General features: G+C 66.4%; 24 protein-coding genes and 1 pseudogene. 11 read left to right on the top strand and 14 right to left on the bottom strand.

Going from position 1 to position 25,523, the window contains the following annotated elements; translation table 11 throughout:
* Positions 1-42: 42 nt before the first annotated feature.
* The 3 genes and pseudogenes from ACXYX3_RS20145 (at position 43) to ACXYX3_RS20135 (ending at position 4,236) form a co-directional block, all read left to right on the top strand.
* Entirely contained in the window at positions 43-780 is a 738-nt protein-coding gene (locus ACXYX3_RS20145; protein ID WP_458612154.1) for a DUF427 domain-containing protein, read from the top strand.
* A 117-nt stretch (positions 781-897) separates the two neighbouring features.
* Positions 898-2,495, top strand: a pseudogene (locus ACXYX3_RS20140) (FMN-binding glutamate synthase family protein).
* Positions 2,496-2,517: 22 nt separating this feature from the next.
* Positions 2,518-4,236, top strand: a complete 1,719-nt coding sequence (locus ACXYX3_RS20135) for a thiamine pyrophosphate-dependent enzyme (RefSeq protein ID WP_458608764.1) — start codon at positions 2,518-2,520, stop codon at positions 4,234-4,236.
* Positions 4,237-4,273: 37 nt separating this feature from the next.
* On the opposite strand, the gene ACXYX3_RS20130 is transcribed toward ACXYX3_RS20135, so the two are convergent.
* The 5 genes from ACXYX3_RS20130 to ACXYX3_RS20110 are packed head-to-tail and all read right to left on the bottom strand — an operon-like array spanning position 4,274 to position 8,987.
* Positions 4,274-4,906 (bottom strand): GIY-YIG nuclease family protein, encoded by a 633-nt coding sequence (locus ACXYX3_RS20130; RefSeq protein ID WP_458608763.1) that lies wholly within the window; start codon positions 4,904-4,906, stop codon positions 4,274-4,276.
* 59 nt (positions 4,907-4,965) lie between these two features.
* Positions 4,966-5,730, bottom strand: a complete 765-nt coding sequence (gene madM / locus ACXYX3_RS20125; protein ID WP_458608762.1) for a malonate transporter subunit MadM — start codon at positions 5,728-5,730, stop codon at positions 4,966-4,968.
* 1 nt (position 5,731) lies between these two features.
* Complete coding sequence (gene madL / locus ACXYX3_RS20120) at positions 5,732-6,118, bottom strand: malonate transporter subunit MadL (RefSeq protein ID WP_458608761.1); 387 nt, start codon at positions 6,116-6,118, stop codon at positions 5,732-5,734.
* A gap of 40 nt (positions 6,119-6,158) precedes the next feature.
* Positions 6,159-7,673, bottom strand: coding sequence for an AMP-binding protein (locus ACXYX3_RS20115; protein ID WP_458608760.1), 1,515 nt, complete (start codon positions 7,671-7,673; stop codon positions 6,159-6,161).
* Between the two features lie 51 nt (positions 7,674-7,724).
* The gene (locus ACXYX3_RS20110; RefSeq protein ID WP_458608759.1) at positions 7,725-8,987 is read right to left on the bottom strand and encodes a malonyl-CoA decarboxylase domain-containing protein; all 1,263 of its coding nucleotides are present in this window, start codon (positions 8,985-8,987) and stop codon (positions 7,725-7,727) included.
* Positions 8,988-9,142: 155 nt separating this feature from the next.
* On the opposite strand from ACXYX3_RS20110, the gene ACXYX3_RS20105 reads away from it, so the two are divergent.
* Positions 9,143-9,805 carry a GntR family transcriptional regulator gene (locus tag ACXYX3_RS20105; protein WP_458608758.1) on the top strand — a complete coding sequence of 221 codons (663 nt, stop codon included), beginning with the start codon at positions 9,143-9,145 and terminating at the stop codon, positions 9,803-9,805.
* A gap of 24 nt (positions 9,806-9,829) precedes the next feature.
* On the opposite strand, the gene ACXYX3_RS20100 is transcribed toward ACXYX3_RS20105, so the two are convergent.
* Together ACXYX3_RS20100 and ACXYX3_RS20095 are read right to left on the bottom strand one after the other, a co-directional pair.
* On the bottom strand, positions 9,830-11,260 hold the full coding sequence (locus ACXYX3_RS20100) for an alpha/beta hydrolase (protein ID WP_458608757.1): 1,431 nt from the start codon (positions 11,258-11,260) through the stop codon (positions 9,830-9,832).
* Between the two features lie 54 nt (positions 11,261-11,314).
* Positions 11,315-11,632, bottom strand: a complete 318-nt coding sequence (locus ACXYX3_RS20095; protein WP_458608756.1) for a WhiB family transcriptional regulator — start codon at positions 11,630-11,632, stop codon at positions 11,315-11,317.
* A gap of 121 nt (positions 11,633-11,753) precedes the next feature.
* Here ACXYX3_RS20095 and ACXYX3_RS20090 point away from each other — a divergent pair, with 121 nt between their 5' ends.
* Both ACXYX3_RS20090 and ACXYX3_RS20085 read left to right on the top strand, forming a co-directional pair.
* On the top strand, positions 11,754-12,176 hold the full coding sequence (locus ACXYX3_RS20090) for a hypothetical protein (protein ID WP_458608755.1): 423 nt from the start codon (positions 11,754-11,756) through the stop codon (positions 12,174-12,176).
* Positions 12,177-12,189: 13 nt separating this feature from the next.
* Complete coding sequence (locus ACXYX3_RS20085) at positions 12,190-12,849, top strand: hypothetical protein (protein WP_458608754.1); 660 nt, start codon at positions 12,190-12,192, stop codon at positions 12,847-12,849.
* Positions 12,850-12,901: 52 nt separating this feature from the next.
* Here the strand turns inward: ACXYX3_RS20085 and ACXYX3_RS20080 are convergent, their stop codons facing one another.
* Positions 12,902-14,254, bottom strand: a complete 1,353-nt coding sequence (locus tag ACXYX3_RS20080) for an acetamidase/formamidase family protein (protein ID WP_458608753.1) — start codon at positions 14,252-14,254, stop codon at positions 12,902-12,904.
* Positions 14,255-14,391: 137 nt separating this feature from the next.
* Between ACXYX3_RS20080 and ACXYX3_RS20075 the strand changes: the two genes are divergently transcribed.
* Positions 14,392-14,793: a hypothetical protein gene (locus ACXYX3_RS20075; RefSeq protein ID WP_241205698.1), complete on the top strand. Its 402-nt coding sequence runs from the start codon at positions 14,392-14,394 to the stop codon at positions 14,791-14,793.
* On the opposite strand, the gene ACXYX3_RS20070 is transcribed toward ACXYX3_RS20075, so the two are convergent.
* The 3 genes from ACXYX3_RS20070 to ACXYX3_RS20060 all read right to left on the bottom strand — a co-directional run bounded on the left by ACXYX3_RS20070 (position 14,747) and on the right by ACXYX3_RS20060 (position 18,672).
* The gene (locus ACXYX3_RS20070; RefSeq protein WP_458608752.1) at positions 14,747-16,159 is read right to left on the bottom strand and encodes a wax ester/triacylglycerol synthase domain-containing protein; all 1,413 of its coding nucleotides are present in this window, start codon (positions 16,157-16,159) and stop codon (positions 14,747-14,749) included. The two genes, ACXYX3_RS20075 and ACXYX3_RS20070, sit on opposite strands and share 47 nt — an antisense overlap.
* Positions 16,160-16,238: 79 nt before the next feature.
* On the bottom strand, positions 16,239-16,709 hold the full coding sequence (locus tag ACXYX3_RS20065; protein WP_458608751.1) for a hypothetical protein: 471 nt from the start codon (positions 16,707-16,709) through the stop codon (positions 16,239-16,241).
* A gap of 79 nt (positions 16,710-16,788) precedes the next feature.
* Positions 16,789-18,672, bottom strand: coding sequence for an alpha/beta hydrolase (locus tag ACXYX3_RS20060; protein ID WP_458608750.1), 1,884 nt, complete (start codon positions 18,670-18,672; stop codon positions 16,789-16,791).
* A gap of 116 nt (positions 18,673-18,788) precedes the next feature.
* Between ACXYX3_RS20060 and ACXYX3_RS20055 the strand changes: the two genes are divergently transcribed.
* On the top strand, positions 18,789-20,045 hold the full coding sequence (locus tag ACXYX3_RS20055) for an HNH endonuclease signature motif containing protein (protein WP_458608749.1): 1,257 nt from the start codon (positions 18,789-18,791) through the stop codon (positions 20,043-20,045).
* Between the two features lie 269 nt (positions 20,046-20,314).
* Here ACXYX3_RS20055 and ACXYX3_RS20050 read toward each other — a convergent pair whose 3' ends face one another.
* A complete protein-coding gene (locus ACXYX3_RS20050; protein ID WP_458608748.1) occupies positions 20,315-20,896 on the bottom strand; it encodes a TetR/AcrR family transcriptional regulator in 582 nt (193 codons plus the stop codon).
* A 179-nt stretch (positions 20,897-21,075) separates the two neighbouring features.
* On the opposite strand from ACXYX3_RS20050, the gene ACXYX3_RS20045 reads away from it, so the two are divergent.
* The 3 genes from ACXYX3_RS20045 to ACXYX3_RS20035 all read left to right on the top strand — a co-directional run bounded on the left by ACXYX3_RS20045 (position 21,076) and on the right by ACXYX3_RS20035 (position 24,636).
* Complete coding sequence (locus tag ACXYX3_RS20045) at positions 21,076-21,510, top strand: MmpS family transport accessory protein (protein WP_241205705.1); 435 nt, start codon at positions 21,076-21,078, stop codon at positions 21,508-21,510.
* Positions 21,507-24,353 (top strand): MMPL/RND family transporter, encoded by a 2,847-nt coding sequence (locus ACXYX3_RS20040; RefSeq protein ID WP_458608747.1) that lies wholly within the window; start codon positions 21,507-21,509, stop codon positions 24,351-24,353. The genes ACXYX3_RS20045 and ACXYX3_RS20040 overlap by 4 nt, the downstream gene beginning before the upstream one ends.
* Before the next feature lie 79 nt (positions 24,354-24,432).
* Positions 24,433-24,636, top strand: a complete 204-nt coding sequence (locus tag ACXYX3_RS20035) for a hypothetical protein (RefSeq protein ID WP_458612153.1) — start codon at positions 24,433-24,435, stop codon at positions 24,634-24,636.
* Here ACXYX3_RS20035 and ACXYX3_RS20030 read toward each other — a convergent pair.
* On the bottom strand, positions 24,633-24,830 hold the full coding sequence (locus ACXYX3_RS20030; protein WP_458608746.1) for a hypothetical protein: 198 nt from the start codon (positions 24,828-24,830) through the stop codon (positions 24,633-24,635). The two genes, ACXYX3_RS20035 and ACXYX3_RS20030, sit on opposite strands and share 4 nt — an antisense overlap.
* 39 nt (positions 24,831-24,869) lie before the next feature.
* Positions 24,870-25,430, bottom strand: a complete 561-nt coding sequence (locus ACXYX3_RS20025; RefSeq protein ID WP_458608745.1) for a hypothetical protein — start codon at positions 25,428-25,430, stop codon at positions 24,870-24,872.
* Between the last annotated feature and the right edge of the window lie 93 nt (positions 25,431-25,523).

Raw genomic sequence — 25,523 nt, 5'->3', positions numbered from 1 at the left:
GTGACCGATCGCTCACACGTTGCCCTGCCCGACTACCCGCAGATGGCGGCCGCGCGCGGACGCGTCGAGCCGGTACCGCGCCGAGTCCGCGGATTCTTGGACGGCCAGCAGCTTTTCGACACGGTCGCCGCCAGGTACGTCTGGGAGGTGCCGTACTACCCGCAGTACTACATCCCGCTCAGTGATGTCCGCTCCGACTTCCTGCGTGACGACGATCATCCTCAGAAAGTGCAGTTCGGCACCTCCCGCATGTTCACCGTCGTAGGTCCGTCGACGACACATCCGGCAGCGGCGCGAGTGTTCGACGCCGGCGACGGGATGGTCGCCGGTCTGGTGCGCTTCGAGTGGACGGCCGTGACGTGGTTCGAAGAGGACGAGCCGATCTACGGCCACCCACGTAATCCGTACGTGCGGGTGGATGCCCTTCGCTCGCACCGCCACATCACCGTCGACGTCGACGGCGTCCGGCTGGCCGACACGCGTAGCGCGGTTCTCGTCTTCGAAACAGGCCTGCCGACACGGTATTACATCGACCGGACCGACGTCTCGTTCGATCACCTCGAGCCCTCGGACACCGAGACGCTCTGCCCCTACAAGGGTGTCACGTCCGGGTACTGGTCGGCGCGCATCGGAGAGACGACGCACACCGATCTCGCCTGGACCTATCAGTCCCCGCTACCTGCGGTCGCGCCGATCGCCAACATGGTCGCGTTCTACAACGAGAAGGTCGACATCACTGTCGACGGGCGTGCCCTCGACCGTCCGCAGACGCATTTCTGATTGCTGGGTGCTTGCTGTGAGTCGACGAACCATACGGATGAAAAACGCCACGCCGGGGTATGAAGCCGAGACGAAAGCACGACGGGTCACCGGGCCCGGAAAGCGAGGCGGTCGGTGATGATCCGAGTCGGGGTCGTGGCGGGATTGGCAGCCCTGGCCGTCGTGCTGGCCACGGGTGGCTTTGTCTTGCACTGGGGGTGGTTCATCCCGGCGGCGTTGGTGGCGATGTTGGCTGTGGTCGGCTGCTACGACCTGGTGCAGCGGCGGCACGCGGTGTTGCGGAACTATCCGATTCTCGGTCACATGCGCTATCTGCTGGAGGCTCTACGGCCCGAACTGCAGCAGTACTTCATCGAGCGCAATTTCGATGGCGGCCCTTCGACCGAGACGTGCGATCGCTGATCTACGAGCGCGCGAAAGGCACTGCGGCCGAGCTGTCGTTCGGCACCGAACGGGACATCGACGAACCCGGTTACGAGTACCTCGTGCACTCGACCGCGCCGATCGAGCAGCCGTCCGATCCGCCCCGGGTGCGCATCGGCGGGCCGGACTGTCGCCGTCCCTACGACATGGCGCTGATGAACATTTCGTCGATGAGTTTCGGGGCGTTGTCGGGCAACGCGTTGAAGGCTCTCAACAACGGCGCCAAGCGAGGCGGTTTCGCCCACGACACCGGCGAGGGTGGGTTGACGCCGTATCACCTCGGCGGTGCAGATGTAGTGTGGGAGATAGGCTCTGGCTACTTCGGCACGCGTACCGAGGACGGCGCCTTCGACCCCGACCAGTTCGAGGACAAGGCAGCCAACGACGCCGTCAAGTGCATCTCCATCAAACTCAGTCAAGGCGCCAAACCGGGCGTCGGCGGTGTGCTGCCCGCGTCCAAGGTCAGCGATGAGATCGCCCGCTACCGCGGTGTTCCCGCCGGTCAGAAGTGTGTCAGCCCGGCCGCGCATTCGGAGTTCCACACGCCGCGTCAGCTGATCGGCTTCGTCGCCCGTCTGCGTGAGCTCGCCGACGGCAAACCCGTCGGGTTCAAACTGTGCGTCGGTTCCCGGGTGGATGTCCTTGCGATCTGCAAGGCGATGCTCATTGAGGGGATCACCCCGGACTTCATCATCGTCGACGGTGCCGAGGGCGGTACCGCCGCGGCGCCGCTGGAATTCGAGGATCATGTCGGTCTTCCTCTGACCGACGGATTGATGACCGTGCACAACGCCTTGGTAGGCACCGGGCTGCGCAACCGCATCCGAATCGGGGCCAGCGGCAAGGTGGCCACCGGCACGGACATCGTGAAACGGCTCATCCAGGGCGCCGACTACACCAATGCAGCGCGGTCGATGATGATGGCGACCGGCTGCATCCAATCCCAGCGCTGCCACACCAACCACTGCCCGGTGGGTGTCGCCACCCAGGATCCGCGGCGGGCCCGAGCTCTGGACGTCGTCGACAAGAGCGAACGTGTCTACCGTTACCAACAGGCGACGGTCGCCGAGGCGATGCGATTGATGGCGTCAATGGGTGTGTCCGACCCCGCCGACCTGTCGCCGCACCTGCTGCGTAAGCGCTTGTCGGCCACCGAGCAGCGCTCGTACGCCGAGATTTTCGAGTGGTTACCGGCGAAAGCCCTACTCGACGACGCGGTTCCGACGTGGCGCTCGGACTGGGCGGCCGCCGATGCCGACTCGTTCACCCCTGCTCGTCTCCAACACAGGTGACCCCGACACAGAAAGGAGCGACATGGCCACCGTCGCTTCGACGCTCGTCTCCGCACTCACCGATCTCGGCGTCCGTCAGGTGTGGGGGGTGGTCGGGGACGCGCTGAACCCCATCACCGACGCCATCCGCCGCCAGGACACGCTGGAATGGATCGGTGTGCGCCACGAGGAGGCGGCGGCATTCGCCGCGGGGGCGCAGGCCCAGCTCACCGGTTCGCTCGGGGTCTGTATGGGCACCGTCGGTCCGGGCTCGCTGCACCTGCTCAACGGTCTCTACGACGCGAAGAAGTCGCATGCCCCGGTGCTGGCGATCTGCGGTCAGGTCCCCACGTCGGACATGTGGAGCAACTTCTTCCAGGAGGTCGACAACGACGCGGTCTTCGCCGACGTGGCCGTGTACCACGCCACCGTCACCGCGCCCACCCAGCTGCCGTATCTGCTCGAGCAGGCAGTCAACTCGGCGCTGGCCCGGCGCGGCGTCGCGGTCCTGACGATTCCCGGTGACATCGGCGATCAAGAGGTTGCCGACCATCAGCGGTCATTCGCGTCGCAGCGCTCGCGGCAGGTGGCCGCGCCCGCCGATGTGGAGGCGGCCGCTGCGCTGCTCAACGACGCCGACACCGTGACGATGCTCGTCGGCTGTGGCGCCCGGGAGGCGCGCGAGCAGGTGCTGTCGGTGGCGAAAACACTGGCGGCGCCGATGGTTCTGACGTTGAAGGGCAAGGAGGGACTGGAAGGCGACAACCCCTACCAGGTCGGGCAGTCGGGGCTGATCGGGAACCCGGCCGCGCACCTGGCCCTCCACCGGGCCGATGCCCTGCTGTTGGTGGGTACCGACTTCCCTTACCGGGACTGGCTGCCGCAGGACAAAAAGGTGGTCCAGCTCGACAGCAGACCCGAACACATCGGCTGTCGCCTGCCGGTCGCGGCTCCGCTGGTCGGTGATGCCACAGACACGCTGGCGCAACTACTTCCGTTGCTCCAGCGGCGGTCCGACACCAAGTTCCTCGACCGCCATCGCGCAGAATTCCAGGTGTGGCACGCCGCGCAGCGCCGGCTGGCTGAACCCGATCACGACCGCAAACTGCTGGGCCGACTACGCAAACACCTGGACAACCCCGACGAGTTGATCCGGCCGGAGGCGGTGGCGGCTGCGATCGACGACGCCGCCTCCGACGACGCCATCTTCACCTCGGACACCGGCATGTCGACGGTGTGGCTGTCGCGGTTCGTCGAGATGCGCGGCGATCGGCGGCTGCTCGGCTCCTACAACCTCGGCTCGATGGCCAATGCGATGCCGCAGGCGCTGGGGGCCTCAGCGCTCGACCGCGACCGTCAAGTCATCGCGTTCTGTGGCGATGGCGGGTTGATGATGCTGCTGGGCGATCTTCGTACGGCCGTGACCTATCGGCTGCCCGCGACGTTCGTCGTGTTCAACAACGGACGCCTGGGAATGGTGAAGCTCGAGCAGGAGCAGAGCGGACTGCCCGAACACGGCACCGAGCTCGACAACCCCGACATCGCCGATGTCGCCACCGCCATGGGGTTGCACGCCCGTTGTGTGACCCGACCGGATGACATCGCCGACGCCGTCGCCGAGGCGCTGGCCCACGACGGTCCTTCTCTGCTGGACTTTCGGACCAATCCTGCCGAGATCTCGATACCGCCGAAGCCGACCGTCGAGCAGGGCTGGGGCTTCGCGATCGCGAAGATGAAGGAAACCCTCAACAGCCGCGAATGATCGCGTGATCGATGCCGTTCAGGTGCAGCAGTGCCGCTCAGGACCACTCGGCGAGCACCCGCATCTTGCCGGCCTTGATCGCCGCATCACGCCGAAGCCGCTTCAACTCCGGCGCGAAGGTGTTGCGCTGGTTGCCCTGCAGGTTCAACGGCAGCATCAGCGCGGTGAGAAGCTTGGCTTCCACATGCCACGGCTCCGGGTGCAGCACCCAGGACACCGCCGCGTTCTCGGCCATCCACCGGGTCAGGACCGCTTCACCACCGGCGAAGGTCTGCCGCTTCCCTGACCCGACCCTGCGCAACGCGAAGCCCAGCTCGCCACCGAGCAGGACGCCGAGCGACTTGCGCAGCGTCGAGCCGTCCGCCCCGGCGTTGCCCGCGCCGAAGTGGTAGCGGATGCGTTTGCGGAGATCCTGCGGGGTCTGCGGCTTGCCGTCGGCCCGCGGCGGGCCGGGACTCACCCCGACGTACAGCAAGGTCCAGCCGTCGCGCTGCTCGCAGTCGGAGACGTCGATGCCGCCCGGCATTTCCCGGAACCACCACCCGTGCACTCCCGGCCGGGACGGCACCGGATCTGCCTCGGAGAACACCTCGTCACGGGTATACCGCTGCGCAGCAAGGAAATTGGATACCAAGTCCGCGGTACGCCGCTCGGACATCCTGCCAGCCATGGCGCTCAGTCTAGCCGCGCCGGCTCACGGCGAACGCGGCTGCGGCGGCCCGGCAGGGCTCACGCTCCGACGAGGGCCCTCAACGCCACGTAGAACACCGACGGGCCCAGCAGGCAACCGAGCCCGGTGTAGAACGTCGCGGTCATGGCGCCGTACGGCACGAGGCGCTTGTCCGTGGCGGCGAGGCCGCCGGCCACTCCGGACGTGGTTCCCATCAGACCGCCGTAAGCCATGGCCGACTTCGGATTGTTCAGTCCGATCAGCCGCGCGATCATCGGAGTGCCGACCATCACGACAACGGACTTCACCAGCCCGGCCGCCACCGACAGCGCGATCACCTCCGAGCTGGCGCCCACGGCGGTCCCGGTCACCGGACCGACGATGTAGGTGGCGGCACCGGCGCCGATGGTGGCCAACGACTCGGCATCGCGGTACCCGAAAGCCGCAGCGACGCAGGCTCCGACGATGAACGACACCACCACGCCCAACACGATCGACAGGGCGCCGGCTGTACCCGATCGCCTGATCTCTTTCAGATCGACTCCGTATGCGGTGGACACGATCGCCAGGTCGCGCAGCATCGCTCCGCCCATCAGGCCCAAGCCGGAGAAGAAGGCGAAATCGGCCAATCCGTGGTCGCCGCCGGTCGTCACCCCGCCCCAGTAGGCCAACGCCAACCCGAGGATGATCGCGATGGCCGACCCGTGCAGTCGGCCGCGTGTCAGCGTTCTCGACAGCCAGCCCGACAGCAACACCAGGGCGCCGATGACCACGAACGCCACCAGCAGATCGTTCTTCTGGAGTACCGAACTGATCAGCTCCATCTCAGGCCTCCTGCTTCTCTTCTTCGGTCAACGGCGGCAGTGGTTCGGCTGGTTCGCCGATGCGGGAAAGCACCGGAACCAGCGCGGCACCGGCGGTCAGTGCCCCCAGCCCGGCAAGGATCGCCATGGGACCGCCGGTGACAGCCTTGGCGACATTCTGGATGGAGGCCATCGCTATCACGATGGGGATGTACATCGCGCTCCAGAACAGCACGCCTTGCTCACTTGCCCTTGGAAACTTGCCTTTTCGGCGCAACCAGTCGGTGGCGAAGATCAGCATGATCATGGCGAAGCCGACACCGCCGACATTCGCATCCACACCGAGAACCACGCCCAGCAACTCGCCGACGATCGTGCCGGTGAGCATGCAGAGAGCCAGCGCGGCCACTCCATAGAGAACCATCATCTACTCCTGTGTTGAAGGGTCGTCACGCGTCGACGTCGGCGAACAGATCGGCGTAACGCGTTCGGAGCTCGGCCTTTTGGACCTTCCCCATGACGTTGCGGGGCAGTGCGTCGACCACCCGCACCGCGCGGGGTTGCTTGAACCGCGCGAGATCAGCAGCGACGTGGTCGAGCAACTCGCGCTCCTGTGGCTGCTGATCCGGCGCCGGCACGACGACCGCCACCACTGTTTCGCCGAACTCCGGGTGCGGTACGCCGATCACCGCGGACTCGAGCACCTTCGGGTGGCCGTCGAGCAGCTCTTCGATCTCCTTGGGATAGATGTTGTATCCCCCGGAGATCACCAGGTCCTTGTCCCTACCGACGATGCAGAGGTAGCCGTCCTCGTCGATGCGACCCAGGTCGCCGGTGATGAAGAACCCGTCCGATCGGAACTCGGCCGCCGTCTTGTCCGGCATCTGCCAGTAACCGGCGAAGACGTTGGGACCGCGCACCTCGACGATGCCGACGTCACCGTCGGGCAGCACCTCTGCTGTGTCGCGGTCGACGACACGCATCTCGGTGCCCGGGAGTGGTTTTCCGACGGTGCCTGGTCTGCGCGGACCGCCGTCGTAAGGGTTCGTGGTGTTCATGCCCGTCTCGGTCATGCCGTAGCGCTCGAGGATCGCGTGGCCGGTTCGTTCGGCGAACGCCTCGTGGTCGCTGGCCAGCAGCGGCGCAGAACCCGAGACGAACAAGCGCATCTGCGAGCACTGTTCGGCGGTCAACCGCGGGCTCTTGAGCAACCGGGTGTAGAAGGTGGGCACGCCCATCAGCACGGTGGCGCGCGGCAGCAGGTCGACGATGGCGTCGGTGTCGAACTTCGACAGGTAGTACATCGACGCGCCGGCCGCCAGCGTCATGTTGACGGCGACGAACAGGCCGTGGATGTGGAAGATCGGCAGGGCGTGGATGAGTCGATCGTCGGCGGTGTACCGCCACGCCTGCACGAGCGCTTGGCAATTCGATGCGAGGTTGCCGTGGGTCAGCATCGCACCCTTGGAACGTCCGGTGGTGCCGGAGGTGTAGAGGATGGCCGCGAGATCTGTCGGATCGGCGTCGAAGATCTCCTCGTGCCGCTGGTGGTCGCGCAGCAGGGTGCCGTCACCGGACTCGCCGAGGGTTTCGACGACGAGCCCGTCGGCGAGGTCGCCGAGTTCGGCGGCGAGATCGGCGTAGTCCGCCTGCCGCTCGGGCGCGCAGACCAGCACACGGGGCTGCGCGTCACCCAGGAAGTACCGCATCTCGGCGGCGGTGTAGGCGGTGTTGAGCGGCAGGAACACGCCACCGATCTGCAGGGTCGCCAGATACAGCGCGACGGCCTCCGGTGACTTGGCCACCTGCATGGCGACACGGTCGCCCGGCGTGACACCGTCGGCCACGAGTCGGGCGGCGATGCGGTGCACGGTGTCGGCGGTGTCGCGGTAACTCACGGTGCGCCCGTCTGGGGTTTCGAAGAGACCCTTGTCAGGCTGTCGCGCAACATGATCGGCGAACATGCGGTACATGGTGGGGTCATGCGCCATCGGTGGTGTTCCTCTCTCGTGGGATCAGGATCGGGCGTCGGCCAGGGCATGCAGTGGCCCGATGACAGCGACGCTGCGCCGGCGCACGAACTCCTCATGGCGACGCTCGAGTTGGCTGGGTTCGTAGAGGTAGTTGACCATCGCCCCGTAGGACTGCTGCCATGCTGCGGCACTGGGGTTGGCCGGCCAGTTCAGCCGCCACGCGGCAGCCCCGTTACCGAGGTGGAAACGGGCGACCGCATCGACCGGGCGTCCGTCATCACGCCGCTCCACGGTGAGATAGGTGAGAAGCGCCGACAGGAGTCGGTCGCGACACCGTGCCACCCGGGCAGGGGTGAGATCAGCCGGGTCCAGCACATCCAATTCGTCGGTAAGCGAACGTAATTCGGGATCGAAGCCGATCCTCGCGTCGAGCCAGGTGCGGAAACCGGGAATCGGTGAGATCGTGGCGAACTGCCGCAGATGGGGGAGTTCGGCGCTGACCTGCTCGATGACCTGCTTGATCAGGAAACTGCCGAACGACACGCCGGCGAGCCCATCGAGTGCGTTGTTGATCGAATACAGCGCTGCGGTGTCCGCGCTCGACGGATCGAGCGGCGAATCTGCGTCCAAGAGCGGGGTGATCCGGTCTGGGATGCCCTGTACCAGAGCGACTTCGACGAAGATCAGCGGCACGTCGCCGGTAGCGGGGTGGAAGAACGCATAGACGCGGCGATCGTCGGGTTGCAGTCGTCGACGGAGCTCGGCGTCTCCTGTCATCGGATGGACGCTCTCGTAGCGCAGGAGGTGCTCGCGCAGCCGCGGCGGCGAGTTCCACGTCACCTCCGACATGTGGAGGAATCCCCGATTGAACCAGGACGTCAGGAGGTGGTGGAAGTCGTGGTCGAGGGGCCGCAGACCGGGGTGCGTGCGCATCAGACGACGGAGATCGGCACGCATCTCCACAAGTGCCAGAGTGGCGCCAGGAGCGTGGTTCATCCTGCGGAGCAGCTGCTGGCGCGCCGGTTCGACGGCGGTGAACAACCCGATCAGTTCCTCGCCTGCGTGTGAACCGGACTCGCGGACGTCGTCCCACTGCTGGAACGCGGCGCGGACGCGGTCGGCGTCGACGTCGTAGGCGGTGGTGATGTGACTGAAGAATTGGAGCTTGGCGTCGTCGTCGAGGTCGGCGTACGCGCCGAGCGCGTCGTGGGCGATCGAGCGCAGGGACGCCTCTCCGACGTCGCTCATCAGGGTTGCGCACGCGGCGAGCAGCTCGGTCAGTGACCGGCTGTCAACGCGTTCCATGTCTGCTCCTTCTCCGATGCCCGTCGCTCGCTGGCTACGATGTGACGGAGCCGATATTCATCCGCCGACGTGATATATATAACGTCGACCGTATCGTATAAAAGTGAGCTGCACCACCCCCGTCGTTCGTTAATCTGAGCCCCAGGAGGTGCGGCATGGTACGAGTCCCGGAATCGCAGCGGGTGCGCGACGCGCTGGAGAACGCCGTCGTCGACGGCCACTACCGGCCCGGTCAGCGGTTGGACCCGGCACAGCTGGAGAAGGAGTTCGGCTGTTCCCGCACGCCGATCCGTGAGGCGCTGCAAGCGCTGGAGCGCTCCGGCCTGGTGCAGATCCGGCCCAAACAGGGCACGTTCGTCACCGAGCTGAGCATCTCGGAAGTGGCCGAGCGCTTCGAGGTGATGGCCGAACTCGAAGGCATGGCCGCCCGACTTTCTGCCGGCCGCATCGAGCGCGAGGCGTTGGCGGAACTGGAGTCCGCCCTGCGGGAGTGCGAACTCCACGCAACCGAAGGCGATGCCGACGCGTACTACTACGCCAATGCCCGGTTTCACGGCGTTGTCTACGACTCGTGCGGCAACGACTACCTGCGTCAGCAGGCCCATGCGTTGAAGCGGGTGCTTCAGCCGTATCGGCGCCTACAACTTCGCGTGCCCGACCGCATGCGACGCTCGATGGCCGAGCATCGGGTGATCGCCGACGCCATCTCGCAGGGTGACGCGGGGGCCGCCGAGAACGCGGCGCGCGACCACGTTCTGGTCCAGGTCAAGGAGTTCGGCCACTTGGTGCGCACCTGGCGGCAGCTGTCCGCGAGCTGACGGCAGCAGCCGCGCCATGAGTTCTCACGAACCCGTGGTGCCGGGTGTCTGCACGCGCTGCGCCAGCCAGGGCAGTGCGTCGGAGGAGGCGTGTTCGGCGAACTGCCAGGTGTGGAAGCTGATGATCTTGTGGATCGAGCACGAGATTCCCACCGCCTGACCGGCCGCGCACAGATCTTCGGCAGCGCCCAACTCGTCGGTGTCGCGCTCCCCGTCATGGCCACCGAATCCTGTCGGGGAGCTCGACTGCGGGCGGTGCAGGCCGGCGTTCTTCATCACTTGATCGGCGTCGGCCGGGGTGACCGTGTCCTCGAACCAGCCCGCGACGTCGGTGTACGGGCCGTGCTCGGCCATCACCGTGCGCGGATCGAAGGCGTCCCACTGTGCGGCGTCACCGCCGTAGAGCCGGTCGATCGTCTGCGGCTTGGTGCCCGCGGTCGGGCCGTGGTCGCCCGCGATGTCCTCGAACGTCGCGAAAAGATCGGGGTGCATCACCGTCAGGTCCACCGCACACGTGCCGCCCATCGACCACCCGACGACCGCCCAGTTGATCGCTGCGTCGGACGCGCCGTAGTTCGCGACGAGATAGGGGCGAACATCTTCGGTCAGGTGGTCGGCGGCGTTGCCGCGCGGCCCGTTGACGCATTCGGTGTCGTTGTTGAAGCTGCCCCCGACGTCGACGAACACGAAGATCGGGGTCTGGCCGTGGTGCTGGCTCGAGTACTGGTCGATGATCGGCATGATGTTGCCGCTCCGCATCCAGTCCGAAGGGGTGTTGAACTCACCCGCGATCATCATCACCACCGGCAGTCGCGGTGGCACGGCGCCGGCAAACCAGGCGGGCGGCAGGTAGATGTACTCGCTGCGATGTGTGAAACCGCTTGCGGTGTCAGGAATGTCGACCTTCACCACCTTGCCGGTATCCGGGGTGGTGTCACGCAGCGAGGGTAGCGCCGAGACGTCGACCTCGTGGGGGAGCGGGCCCGCGGTGACGGCACCCCAGGCTGATTGCAGCGACGGGTAGTAGCCGACCCACTGGTTCAGCGAGATCGCCGCGACCACCAAGGTCAGCGGTACGGCGAGCACCGACAGCCCTCGCCGCCACCAACTGGCGTCGCGCCAGCCTAGTACCGCGATCGCGACTGCCGCGCCGTACACCGCCGTCCACACCCACAGCGTGACGGGTGCCGGGTCCGAGGCCAGTCCCTCGGAGTTCATATAGGTGCGCGCTGCCAGCGCGACGAGAATGCCGACGGCCGCCGATATCGGCACCCAGACCACTCGCCACCGTCGGGTCCGCCAGCCGATGACCCCGATCAGCACGACGACGGCGACGATCTCGACGGTCAGTGGGAACCAGCCGCTGAGCAGCGAGATGCCGCGGCGGAATTCGTGGAAGTCAGGTGCCGGGAGCTGTGGCAACGGTGGAGGCGGCGTCGGCGTCGGCGGCGGCATGTCTCCATCGTGTCGGCGCCGGCTGTGTACTTGCCGAAAAGAGCTGGGATCTGGTCAGACAGCCGACCGGTGCCGAAGCAGACGTCCGCGCTCGATCGCCGTCATCGCGCCCCAGACTCCGTACTGTTCGGGGGTCCGCAGGGCGTGATCACGGCACTGCTGCAGAACGGGACACTCCCGGCAGATCGCCTTCGCGACCCTCTCCTTGTGCCGCACCACGGCCCGATGGGGGTCGTCGGGGAAGAAGACCTCGATGGGGTGGTCGCGGCAGCTGCCCCGCCACTGCCAGCTCCACGAGTCTTGCGTCGGAGGCGGAAGACGCAGGCCGTGTGGGTGCGTGGAGGAGCTCGGGTAGCCACCTCGTCCAGTCATGGGCGGACCTCACTCACACAAGTGCCGTTGCGCATCGTGCGTCACGGCGGTCACTCTGGACGTCGGCCCGGGCGTTCGCGGCGTTACAGAGGTTTCCGAACAGCTGACTACTGTCGGCACCATGCAGATCACCGGGGCGTTCCTGGCCGAGCACGCGGAGATCGTCGACGGCAAACTCAACGTGACGGGCGGTGTCCTCGACCTGGTCAAGGCTCCGGCGGTGGGGTTGACGACCGAACGCGGCGAGCAACTGGCGTTGCCGCTGAGCTTGGTGACGTTGATGCAAGCCGGGCCCGACGACGAGGGCAGGCCATTCCGAATGACGTTGGAGGTCGTCTCCGCCAACGGAGAGGTCATCGTCCTCGGCGATCAGGAGATCCCCGGGGGGCATCGCGAGGGCGAGAACCATTTCTGGATCAGTGACTTCGGGCTGACGGCCCACGCGACGGGGCGGGTGGCGCTGATCGCCAGTATCGAGGGAGGTGGCAGCGTGAGCGTGCCGGTGTTCGTCGAACGGGTGGATCGACATCCGGCCGCCGGCTAGCGCCGCGCGCTCCGTGCGGGTGCTGCTCACGATTCTTCACGTCGTACTCGCGGCCATCGGAATCGTGGTGGTCGGTGGTGCTCTCTCGCGACCCGCACGCACCGGCGGTCCTCCGGTGCTGCCGGATCTGACCTTCCTCACCGAGTCGATGCTCGTCGATCAGCGCTCGGTGCCCGCCATGCCGGGCACCCGGTGGGCGACCATCGTCGCATCCCCGCAGGGCGGGCCCGCTCCCGTTCGGCCCGCCGAATGCGGTGTGTTCCTGTCGCAGGGCGAGGTGACGCAGAAAGCTCTGGGATTGCGGTCGATGATCGGCGCCGCCATCGGTGTGGAGCTGGCGCTCACCCCGCGGCCGGTGCAGATCGACGGGCTCGCCGACAGGTGCGCGTCGTTCTCGCTGAAGACACCGGCGCTGCAGTCCGAGACCCGGCTGGCTGCACCGCCTTTCGACGATGTGCCCGCCGGCTCGGTCGGCGTGCTGATGCACACTCGAACGACCACCGACACGCAGTCGCTGGCCTGGGACATCGCGATGATCGTCGGCGTGCACCGCGGGGTCCTGGTGACAGCGGAGTACACCCCGGGTCCGCGCGGCGGTCGCTTCGATCAGGCGCTCGCGGCGGCATTGCCCACGCTGTACCGGGCTCAGCTGACCCGCCTCGACAAGTCCTGAATGCCCGCTTTGACATCACTGCCAGCCATGTCCTTACCCTGACCTCCCCGCCTCACGCGAAATGCGATTTGTACACCTGCCCGTGCACGCCGACGGTGCGATCCACCACCTGCGACACCGAGAAGTCCGCAGCCGCAGACAGATACGCGTACGCCGTCGCGCGATCCATCCCCTTGTCGGTCTCCAGGAAGTCCAAAGCGTTCACCACCGCGCGGCGCATCGCCACGTCGAGGTCACTGCCTTGACCGCCGATCGATGCGTCAGGGTCCGAGAGTCCGATGGGCACCCAGGCGTCCGCGGTCTCGGCGAACGGGTAGCGGTACGACACCGACGGCGCATCACCCGATCCGGGCTTGCACACCGTCAACCGGTACGTGCCCCGCAGCGAACCCTCCATCGCCGTCAGCGCCACCTCACCGTCACCCATGCCCATGTGCGGATCGCCCACGTAGAAGAGCGCGCCCTCGGCGAAGACCGGCAGGTAGAACGTCGAGCCGATGCCCAGCAGACGGATGTCGATGTTCCCGCCGCCGACGGTGGGCGGGATGGAATTCGCCGTCGCCGCGGTCAACTCGGTGTCCTGTGAGAACGCGACGCCCATCATTCCCATGAACGGCCGCAGCGGAAACCGGACCTGGGAGTCGCCGTAGGTCATCACGCCGTGACCGTCCTCGACCGTGGTGAAGGTCGATACGCTCCCGTAGCGGACGGGGTCGTCGGTGGACCGTCCGTCGGTGCTGATCGGCGGCATCACCTCCGCCAGTGTGATTCCCGGCGGCGGGCCACCGTCGGGCGTGCGGGCCAGCGCACCCTTGCCGTGCCTACTCGAGACCACGCCGTAGGGGACCCTCGGAATCGCCTCCAGTACGTCGATCCTCAGCACATCACCCGGCTGTGCTCCCTCGACGAAGACGGGCCCGGTGACGACGTGCGGACCGTCCTTGTCGAAGTCGCGTGGTGTCCTGCGGTACTCGGAGGCGATCGCGATCGCGTCGTCGAGCACATCGGATCTCGCGACCCCGTGGCCGCCGAAGTACTCCACGGGGTTTCGGCCCTGATCTTCGAGGATGCCTTCATGGCTGACCGCGTCGATGCTGACCGTCTGGCCGGACGTCATCTGCAGCACGGGTTTCGCGTGGACGGTCGGCACGTAACCCCACAGCACCTCGTCCGGTCGGGACTGTAGATAGTGGTCGCCGGCGGGATCGCCCTGGCCCGGCTGCAAGAGCGAAAAGGTCCCTGCGGTCGCCGAAAGCGACGATGGTGCGGAGCTGCCCGAGGAACACGCCGCTGCGACGCCGACGACACCCGTTCCGGCGCCGACGGCCGCGACCGCGCGCAGGAAATCCCGTCGCCCCAATCCCGTGCACAGAGCTTCTGCTGCGTGTCGAGCCATGTCAGTCATCGGTCACCTTTCGTCGGGAGCGTGAAAGGGATTCCCGCGCAGTGTTTCCGCTGTGATAACTCTGAAAAACTGCTGTGTTAGGGAACGATCGTGGGTGTGTCGGTACTGTCGGGGTACCGCCGAGGAGAGGGACAGCCATGCCGAAAGGCGATGTACGGAACTCAGCGACAGCTTTCCTGACCACTGCCCGCGGCTTCGCGCTGGCAACGGTCGCGGTGCTGATCGTCTCGTTCGTGACGGCGGGTGAGCTGGTGCAGCTGCACGAACTCGAAGACATCCACGGCGGTGCCGCGATCGCGCTGCACGTCGTCACCGCCGGGCTGACAGCCGCGCTGGCGGGGCTCGCCTATCACCGGCGTAGCGGGTGGTGGACGGTGATCCTCGCCGGTCTCGCGTTCGTCTACTCGTTCATCCAGGCCGCCTTGGGGGAAGGCGACACCCTCAAATTTCACATACCGGGCGCGTTGTTCCTCGTCGCCGCGATCGTGTGGCTCACCGCCTGGCTCTTCTCGCCGTCAGCGACCGACCCCGGTCGCTGATCGATGCGCCCGTCTCGCTGAGTTCGAGCACTTCGTCGAAGCCGTCCCGGAGGCACTCCATGAACAGGGGCAGGTCGGGGACCGCGCCGGCGTCGACGTCGACACCCAGCGCGCACGTGTCGACGTAGGTCAGCAGGGTCACGTTCACTGCCGCGCCGATCGTCGGTCCAAAGGCGTACTGCTTCAACACGTGTGCCCCGGCCAGGGTGACTGGTACCGGGATGCCGGGCACGTCGCTGCACAGGAAGTCCACGTGCCGCAGGATCGACCCGATGTACCACCGCGGCACCCTGTTGAGCACTCCGGCGATCAGCTGCGTGTGGGGGAGCGACTTCTCGTGCCGGACCCGGGTGGTGACCTCGCGGATCCGGTGGATGCGCATGGCGGGATCGCGTTCGTCGACCGGGATGTCGAACCGCATCACGGTGATGCGGTTGCCGCCGGGCGCATCGTCGTCGGTGCGCAGATTGATCGGCATGGTCAGATGTAGCGAGGTGACACCGACGTCGTGTCGCTCGTGGTAGAGGCGCAACCCGCCGGCCACCCCGGCGACGAAGGCGTCGTTGAGCGCGCCCCCGCCACGGTGGGCGGCCTCCCGCAGCCGGGGCATGGGGATGTCGAGCACGTCGAGGCGCCGCAGCAGGGTTCGCTTGCTCATCAGAGCCGATCCCGCGCGGTTCACCGGTCGGACGGTCCGGTACACCGACGTGGCCATCTCCGCGGCGGAGCGCGTGGCGCGCAGCGGTGATCGGACGCTGTCGACGAGCAGCCGCGGCAACGCCGTCGCGGCCTCGGTCGCGGCCTCGCCGATGAGGCCGGCGCCGTATCGCGCCGCCTCGGCATAGCCGTCGAACACGGTGTGCGACGAGCTGACTCGCTGCGCGTCGTGGTGCGCCGCGAGCTCTGTCAGGCCGAACAGGGTCATCGCGATCTGCACGCCGCCCACCCCGTCGGAGAGGGCATGGTGGAAGACGCACAGCACTGCAGCCCCACCGTCGGGCAGTCCCTCGATCAGCGTGATCTTCCACAACGGTCGAGCGCGATCGAAGTCCTCCATCTGCGCCAGGCGGGCGAGTTCGAGGACGTCTGCGAACGATCCGTCCGACGGCAACGCCATTCGGCGCATGTGGAAGTCGAGATCGAAGTTCGTGCAGTCGTGCCATCGCGGCGGTGCGTACAGCGGTGTCTCCACCACGCGTTGCCGCAGCATCGGCAGCGTCAGGCTGAGGGCCTCGACGCGACGTCGCACCTCATCCCAATCGGGCAGGCGATCGAGCAGCATCACGGTGACCACAGTGGAACGCAATCGTGGATCGCTTTCCATGGACCACGTGAAAGCGTCGCTGCTGCGCATGAATTCGTTCATCGTCATCTCCTGCGCACCAGTGTGACGACGAGCGGCGCGTACTCAGAAGGGGCTTTGGTCCCGTCCTGGGGCCACCGCCTCAGCGACCCTGTACCTCGCCGGTGATGTCGTTCAGCGCGCTGTCGTGGCGGTGGTCGTTCATGTTCCGGCACTCGCCGAAGATCTGCAGCGCACCGCGCTCGGGGTAGTTGCCCACTGCAGCGATCGCCATGACGCCGCCCTTGTGCGCGACTTCACCGAAGGGGTTGAGTCCCGGCGGCGGACCGGCCGCCCAGCCCGGCAACTTCGCCGCGACTGCGGCAACCTGCTTGGCCATCGCCGCGCTCTCCGTGCCCGATGGCACCTCATATGCCACGTCGACACGACCGTGATACGGCGGTTCGCCTTGATCGTTGCACCATTCCCACTCGAAGGTGGCAAAGGTGACGCGCAGATTCGCCGCCCGGGCGATCTCCTTGGCCGCGTCGACGACCTGCGCGCGGGCCTGATCGTCGGGCAGGCCCTGCGCCGACGGGCCGGCGGATGCGGTGTCCTTGGGCGGGGGAGACATCGATGAGCAACCTCCTGTGAGGGCGGCGAGGACAGCGAGGGCAGTGAATGACGCTGCCGCGCAGACGCGTAACCGCATGTCAGTATTTGTGGTCATTGGTGACGGTCTCTCGGTCCCATTCCGGGTCGTAGGTGATCGGGGTCTGCACGTCGACGCCGGGGATCGGCACCTTTCCGATGTTGGGTACGTCGACCTCGCGGGGCGTACTCACGGTCACCGGGTGGCGGTGCTCGGCGATGAGGTTGTCCGTGACGAGGCGGTCGGCGTTCCCGGACGCGATGTCGGTGATGCTGCGCAACGATTCGCTGCCGACGGTGTAGTAGTTCGAATGGTCGGCCGGGTCGATGCCGTCCGCCCCGGCGACCTCGGCGCGGAACCTGACCGACCCGAAGTCCTGGCCGGCGGGGTCGGTGCCCAGTCCGGCCGAGACACCCATCATGTTGCCCAGTTTCTCGTTCAGCGCGTTGGGCAGACCCGGCCCGGCTTCGCCGAGCATGCCCACCGGATCGGTGGAGGCGTCGCCGACGTAGACCTGTCCGCCGTTGAGGTGGAAGTCGGCGGCGCTGCGGGCGGCATCAGTGCCCGGGCAGCCGAGCAGCACGGCGTCGTTGGCCTGCATACCGCTGCGGGCGAAGGCATCGGCCACCGTGGTCGATCCGTAGGAGTGCCCGATGACCGTGGTGTGCTGGGGCACCGACGGGTCATGGGTGACGCCCAGGCTGTTGACATCCCACGCCAGCGCGTCGCCGCCGGTGCGGGCCAGCCCGGGGGTGGCGATGTTCGGATCGGTGAAGCTCTCGGGAGTGTCGTAACCCATCCACGACATCACCGCGGTCGGGTTGTTCGGATCTGCCCGCAGCGCCTGATCGTAGAGATTGCGGGCGTCGTTGTGACCGTCGGAGAGCCACCCGTCGCGCACACTGGACCCGGTGCCGGGCACGATGACCGCGGTGTTGGCCGATTTGTCCGGATTGCCGATGGACACGGCTGCCCGCCCCTTGCCGTCGAAAGCCGTTGGCTCATAAGCCCACAACATCGTCGGGCGAAGGTTGCGGTCCATCCGTTCCTGCGGGCTGATGTCGCTGTAGCGGCGAGCGTTGCGCTCGTCACCGTCGATTCCCATCTGATGCAGCAGTCCGTCCTGCGTCCGCTTGGCGTTGTCGTAGCGCACGACGTCGTTGCGCGAGAGCCCGAACCGGCTCGGATCGGACTTCACGTCGTCGACAGACACCCCGTGCTGGTGCGCGGTGTGCTCGACCCGGTCCAGATCGTCGTCCATCACCGCGACGTTGACCTGATCGCGCACCTCTGCCGGCAACCCGTTCAGGTTGCCCAGGATCGGGGGATGCTGGGCGATCAGTTCCTGGCGCTGCTGCTCGCTGAGGCTGTCCCACCACTGCTTGACGTCCGCGGGTGCGGTGTCCATCGACGGGATCTGTACATCGTGTCCGCCGACGTTGATGGTCGGGTTGTCGAGGTTGGGGCCGTCGGCCTGATCGATCGCGGCCGCGGTGTTCTCGTCGAGATCGGTGAACAGCTGCAGGATCTTCTTCAGCATCGTGGTGCAGTTCGCGGCGATGCTGTCCAGGAACCGTCCGATCAGCCATTGGTGCGGGGTCACCGTACCGTCGTCGGCCACCGCGAAACCCATCTTCTCCAGCGAGGACACCAGGTTCAGCAGCGCGTCACGCAGCGCGCCCATCTGCAGGCCCGCGTTCTGCAGCGCAGATTGCAGCTGCTGCAGGCGCATCGCGGTCCGCTCCTGGATCGCGATGTCCTTGAGGCCACGCGCGATGGCGGCGTCGGCGGCCGCGCCTTTCCAGTGGTCCTGCAGATGGGACAGAGTCTCCCGCTCGCCGGTGATGAGGGTCTGGACCTCGGTGTATTCGCGACCCAGCTCGGCGGCGGCATCGACGAGCTTGCCCGGCTGTGTCCCCCTGACCACCGAGATCGATACCGGCATGACCCTCCGCTCCTCGCTGAGTCGATGGTGTCACATCGCAGGTGTCGGTCGGCGCGCCTGACGGCTGCGCCTATCGGCCGCGCCGACTTGTCGGTGCCCTGTGGTTGTGTGGGGTCATGTTCCCGTGCAGTTCCCTGGCCATCGATGAGCGGTTGTCGGTGCTCTTCGACGAGCTGGCAGAACTGACCGGGCAGCGCAACGCGATCGACGGGCGGATCGTCGAGATCTTCGCGGAGATCGACCGCGATCAGATGTGGGCTGCCGCGGGAGCGAAATCGACGGCAGGGTTGGCGGCGTGGAAGGCGGGGGTGTCTCCGTCGCGGGCGCAGACCATCGCCACGATCGCCCAGCGATATGACGAATTCCCCTCCTGTATCGAGGGTTTGGCGCAGGGGCGGTTCTCCGTCGACCAGGTCGGGGTGATCGCCCAGCACGGTCTCCCGGGCTCTGACGAGCACTTCGCCACGTTGGCGCAGTGTGCGACGGTGACTCAGTTGCGGACCGCATTGAAGATGCAACCGAAGCCCGCGCCCGAGCAGGAGCCCGACGAGGACGGTGAACCCGACGGCGAGCCCGTGCTCGATCCAGGGCCACAGCCGTCGATCAGCTCGTCCAGCGATGAGCAGTACACGTACTGGCACATCGCGCTGCCCCATCCCGAGAACGCAGCCTTCGAAGCGGCGCTGGGGTCACATCGTGACGCGCTGGTCACCGAATGGAAGGACGCCGACCCTGACGGGCGGGCCCCGATGCCGAACACTGCGGCGGCGTTTCTGCGGCTGGTCAACGCCGGGTGGGACGCCGAGGCGGCCGCCCGCCCGCACGGGCAGCGCACCACCGTCGTCGTGCATGTGGACGTCTCCGAGAAGATCGCGGCTTTGCACCTGGGACCTGTTCTGCCCGACGGTGACCGCCGTTATCTGACCTGTGATGCCACCTGCGAGGTGTGGTTTCACCGCGATGGTCAGGTGATCGGGGCGGGCCGATCCACCCGTACGGTGAACCGGCGGTTGCGCCGTGCGCTGGAGCATCGCGATCGCTGCTGTGTGGTGCCCGGGTGCGGGGCCACCCGCGCGCTGCACGCCCATCATCTGGTGCACTGGGAGGACGGCGGACCCACGGAGATGTGGAATCTCGCGCTGGTGTGTCCGTATCACCATCGGGCTCACCACCGAGGCCTGATCACGATCACCGGCCCCGCCGACCAACTCGTGGTCACCGACGTTGCCGGCCGCGCCCTGACCTCAGCCTCACTGGCCCGCACCCCGACACAGCCGCCCCCAGACGTCGCGCCGTGTTTCGGTCCGACCGGGGAACGCGCTCAGTGGTGGTGGTACCAGCCCTACGAACCCCGACCGCCTTCGACGAATTAGGGGCGATGGCGCGTCGTAACTCGCTGGGCGTGAGCGAGTCGGTGACCGCGTCGTTCGCCGCGCTGTTGAGGCGGCGTCCGTCGAAACCGTAGTCGATGGCGTCACCGCGGATGGCACGCAGCGGATCCTCGAAATCCCTGAAATACCCCATCGCCTAAGCATCTTCCTGGTAGCCGATGAGCTTCAACAGATCGTCATCGAGTATCGCCATCGCATGTGTTGAGCTGGTAAAACATCGTCACGCAGCGGTTACGCTCCGACGACCCAGATCAGGAGACGGGCGCGACAATCGCGGTTGGCGCAAGGAGGCGGGCGGAGAGCTCGACCAGAGTCGTCTGCAGGTCACCGTCATCGATGTCGGACATGTCGGGGTCGGCGGCCACCCGGCAGACCCCGGAGAGGAACACTCGGAGGGCGATCCGGTCGGCGACGCATGGCTGCGGTCCCTCGAGCAGTTCCTGCAGGCGGTCGGTCACGATCCTGAATTCCGGTTCGTCGCGCACCAATTGGTCGATACCGGGATCACCGTAGAACAGGACCGACAGCTGACGGTGCCTGACGACCATCTCGATGAGGCCGCTGACCAACACTTCGCGACGGCGCTGCATGTCGGGAAGTACCTCGGCGATGCGGATGACCCGCGCCATGTCGTCGATCGAGGGCCGCAACACTTCGAGGGCGATGTCTTCTTTCGAGCGGAACTGGTAGTAGACCGCTGCTTTGCTCACCCCGATGCGGTCGGCGATCATCTGCAGCGAGGTCCCGTGCACGCCGTGTTCGGCGAACAACGCCAGAGCCGCGTCGAGCACCCGCTGCCGCGCCAAGCCGCGTGGGGCCGTCGGTCGCGCCATCAACCTTCGCCCTTCCTGTGAGATCGACTCCACCTTAACGTCGCACTTCCGCGACGAGCCGGTTTCGGGCTAAACGATCGGATAGAGCAAGCTAGCCGATCGGCTTGCTCAAATTATGCAGCCCATCTATGTTTGCTTAGCCGGCACACGTGGTGTCGCGTGGCGCATAAGGGGCGTGCATGGTCGGGGTCTTGAAACGGGCGTGGATACCGCTCGTCATCGTGGCGGTGGTCGCCGTCGGAGCGACGGTGGTGTACCGGATGCACGGCTTCTTCGGTTCGAACAACGAGATCACCAGGCCCGGTGCAGGTCTGGCCCAGGACGCCGAACCGTTCAACCCCAAAGTCGTCACCTACGAGATCAGCGGAGTGCCGGGCGCGATGGCGACCATCAACTATCTGGATCTGGACGCCAACCCGCACCGAGTCGACGACGCTCCGCTGCCCTGGTCGATCACGTTGCAGACCACCAAACCGTCTGCCGCCGCCACGATCATCGCGCAGGGCGACGGTGCCACGATCAGCTGCAAGATCCTGGTCGACAACGAGGTGCGGGATCAACAGACCTACGACGGAGTGAATGCTCAGACCTCCTGCTTGGTGAAATCCCTGTGAGCGCGCCGCAGACCGGCCACGCCCGGATTCCCCGCTTCCTCCGCCTCTTCTGCGTTCCCGTCCTGCTGGGTTGGCTGGCGCTGACCGCGCTCCTCAACGTCGTCGTCCCCCAGCTCGAAGCGGTGGGTGCGGCCAACACCACCTCGCTCACACCCAACGATGCGCCGTCGCTGCAAGCCACTCAGCTCGTCGGAAAGCTGTTCGGGGAGTACACCTCCAACAGCTCGGCGATGATCGTGCTGGAGAGCGACACGCCGCTCGGCGACGAGGCGCACAAGTACTACGACGGGCTGGTCGCCGCTCTACGCCAGGACACCAAGCACATCCAGCACATCCAGGACCTCTGGGGTGATCCGCTCACCTCGTCGGGCTCGCAGTCCGCGGACAATCTGTCGTCGTATGTCCAGCTCTACCTCGCGGGCAACCAGGGCGAGTCTCTTGCCAACGAATCCGTCGAGGCGGTGCGCGACATCGTGGCCGCGCACCCGCCGCCCCCGGGGCTCCGGGTGTACGTCACGGGCGCCGGGCCGCTGCTCTCCGACCAGCAGCACGCAGGCGACGAGAGCCTGCAGCTGGTGACGGCACTGACGTTCGTCGTCATCATCACGATGCTGCTGCTGGTCTACCGCTCCATCGTCACGGTGCTGACGGTGCTCGTGACCGTCGTGCTCGAACTCGCCGTGGCGCGCGGTGTGGTGGCATTTCTCGGCTATCACCACATCATCGAGCTGTCCACGTTCGCGGTGAATCTGTTGACGCTCTTGGCCATCGCCGCGGCCACCGATTACGCGATCTTCCTGGTCGGGCGATATCACGAGGCGCGCGCCGCCGGCGACGACCGGGAGAGCGCCTTCTACGTGATGTATCACGGCACCGCGCACGTGATCCTGGGGTCAGGCCTGACGATCGCCGGAGCGACGCTGTGCCTGCACTTCACTCGGCTGCCCTACTTTCAGACCCTCGGCATCCCCCTGGCGATCGGCATGTTCGTCGTCACCGTGGCGGCGCTGACCCTGGCGCCGGCACTCATCACCGTCGCCACGCGGTTCGGCCTGCTCGAGCCCAAGCGCAGCCAGCGGACCCGGGGATGGCGCCGCATCGGGACCGCGGTGGTGCGCTGGCCGGGGCCGATTTTGGTGGCGTCCCTGGCGGTGACGCTGGTCGGTCTGCTTGCCCTGCCCTCCTACACCACGAGCTACGACGACAAGAAGTACCTACCGTCCAGCGTCGAGGCGAATGTCGGTTATCAGGTTGCGGCCAAACACTTTCCACAGGCCCGGCTCAATCCCGAGGTGCTGATGCTGGTGGCCGATCACGACCTGCGCAACCCGACCGACATGCTCATCGTCGACCGGGTGGCCAAGGAGGTCTTCCATCTGCCGGGAATCGCACGAGTGCAGACGATCACGCGCCCTCTCGGAACACCGATCGAGGGTTCCTCGATTCCCTACATCGTGGGCCAGCAGGGGGTGAACCAGAAGCTGACGCAGTCCTACGCCGAAGCCCGCACCGCCGATCTGCTCCGGCAGGCGGCCGACATCAACAACCAGATCGACGTCCTGCGTCGACAATTGGAGCTGCAGAAGGAAAGCGCCAACGCCCAGCAAGAGCAGACCGACGTACTGAAGCAGACCGTCGCGGTCACCAACGATCTGCGCGACAAGATCGCCAACTTCGACGACTTCTTCCGGCCCATCCGGAACTACTTCTACTGGGAACCGCACTGCTACGACATCCCGGTCTGCTACGCCCTGCGCTCGCTGTTCGACGCACTGGACGGCATCGATCAACTCTCCGGTCTGCTCGCCGAGACCACGATCAGCCTCGACAAGATCAACGCACTGCAGCCCAAGCTGTTGGCGCTGATCCCGCCCCAGATCGCCAGCCAGGAACGCAACCGCGATCAGATCATGACGAACTACGCGACGCAGAAGGATCAACAGGACCTGCAGGACCGGCAACAGTCCGACCCCGCCGCGATCGGCCGGGCCTTCAATCAGTCCAAGATCGACGATTCGTTCTACCTACCGCCCGAGGTGTTCGACAACCCCGATTTCAAGCGCGGCCTCAAACAGTTCGTCTCACCCGATGGCAAGGCGGTTCGCTTCATCATCTCCCATCAGGGGGATCCGGCGACGCCAGAGGGTATTTCGCATATCGACAAGATCAAGAACGCGGCGTTCGAGGCCATCAAGGGCACCCCGTTGGAGACCTCCAAGATCTACCTGGGCGGCACCGCGGCCACGTACAAGGACATGCGGGACGGCTCGAACTACGACCTCGTCATCGCAGCGATCTCGGCGATCTGCCTGATCTTCATCATCATGCTGATCATCACCCGGTCGGCGATCGCGGCGCTGGTCATCGTCGGCACGGTGGTGCTGTCCCTGGCCGCCTCCTTCGGCCTGGCGGTTCTGTTGTGGCAGCACATCATCGGGCTCGAACTACACTGGCTGGTGCTGGCGATGTCGGTGATCATCCTGTTGGCCGTGGGATCGGACTACAACCTGCTCCTGGTGTCGCGATTCAAGGAAGAACGCGACGCAGGACTGAACACCGGGATCATCCGCGCCATCGCGGGCAGCGGCAGCGTGGTGACCTCGGCCGGCTTGGTGTTCGCCTTCACCATGATGTCGTTCGCGATCAGCGACCTGAAGGTGATGGCTCAGGTGGGCACGACGATCGGGCTCGGGCTTCTCGTCGACACCCTGATCATCCGGTCGTTCATGACACCGTCCATCGCGGCGCTGATGGGTCGCTGGTTCTGGTGGCCGCAGAATGTCCGGCCACGGCCCTTGCGCCGGGTGCCGGTAGCCGAAACGCGAACACCAGACGCGTTCTGAGCCTGTGATGTGACATCACCGATTAGCGTTCGCCGCTGTGAGCACATGGATTGCAGCTGTGGTGGCATGCGTCGGTCTGATGACGTGGGCACCCACGCCTGTCGCACTGGCCGCGGACTGCGATTCGAACTATTCAGGTGCCTGCGTGCCGATCGCGAGCGACGTCGACTGCGCAGGCGGGAGCGGCAACGGCCCGGCCTATGTGCAGGGTCCGGTGACCGTCGTCGGCACCGACATCTACGACCTCGACCGGGACGGCAACGGAATCGGTTGCGAGTCCTAGGTGGTGCCGCCCGGATCGGCAGTGACCTGACCGTCGGGCGTGACGTGCACGGTGCCGTCCTCGTGTGCCCCCGGCAGATCAGGCATCTCGTGGCGACCGCCCGCCGACCGGCGCCGCGCCGACCACACCACGCCGCCCACTGCGGACGCCGCTGCTGCCGCGATCGGCCACACCAGCCGAGATCTGTTGCCCATGCGCCCCGGTATGCCCGCAGTGCACCGTCGGAAAACCGGTCAGCAGGGGTAGAAGTATCCGCTGCCCAAACGCCACGACACCCGTCGCCAATCACTGAACCACGACACATGGTCGCGGTCGCGGATGATGTAGTAACCCATGTGGTTCTCCCACCCGCACTCGGTGGTGAAGTCCTGATACGGAAAACCCCACGAGAAAATCGGGCCGCTGTCGCGGTTGAGGAAGTACAGCCCGTGCGTCACACCCAGCGTCTCGCCGGCCCCGGAGCCGTGGCCGGTCCGCCAGCCGCGTGAGGTCACCCGATAGGTGAACGCGATGAACAACCATTGGGCGCCATCGTGGGGATCGGTCATCTTCGTCACCGTGGTGGACATCCCGCTCAACGACGCGAGCACGGTGTCGGCGGTGGCGAGGATGTCGCGGTCGCGCATCTTGATCGTCTTGCTGGTGGCGCTGCGCTCAGGGTGGTGCTCGATGCCGAGCAGATTGCTGATGTCGTGCCCGACCGCGAAGTCGTTGTGCACCATCTCGTCGCTGAGGGTGTCGGTGACCTCGATGTCGGCGCTCCGCGCAAACCGGGTGGTGATGATGTGTGTCATGGCTGCTCCTGCCTTCCCGGCCCACTGTGGGCCGCTGGGTTCAGCCAACGCCCGCCGCGGCGCAGACACCTGCGTAGTGAGGTACTCGAGTCT

Source organism: Mycobacterium sp. Panama NTM2 (assembly GCF_054355555.1).
Note: the sequence above shows the minus strand (reverse complement) of the source record. Positions and strands in the feature narration are given on the sequence as shown.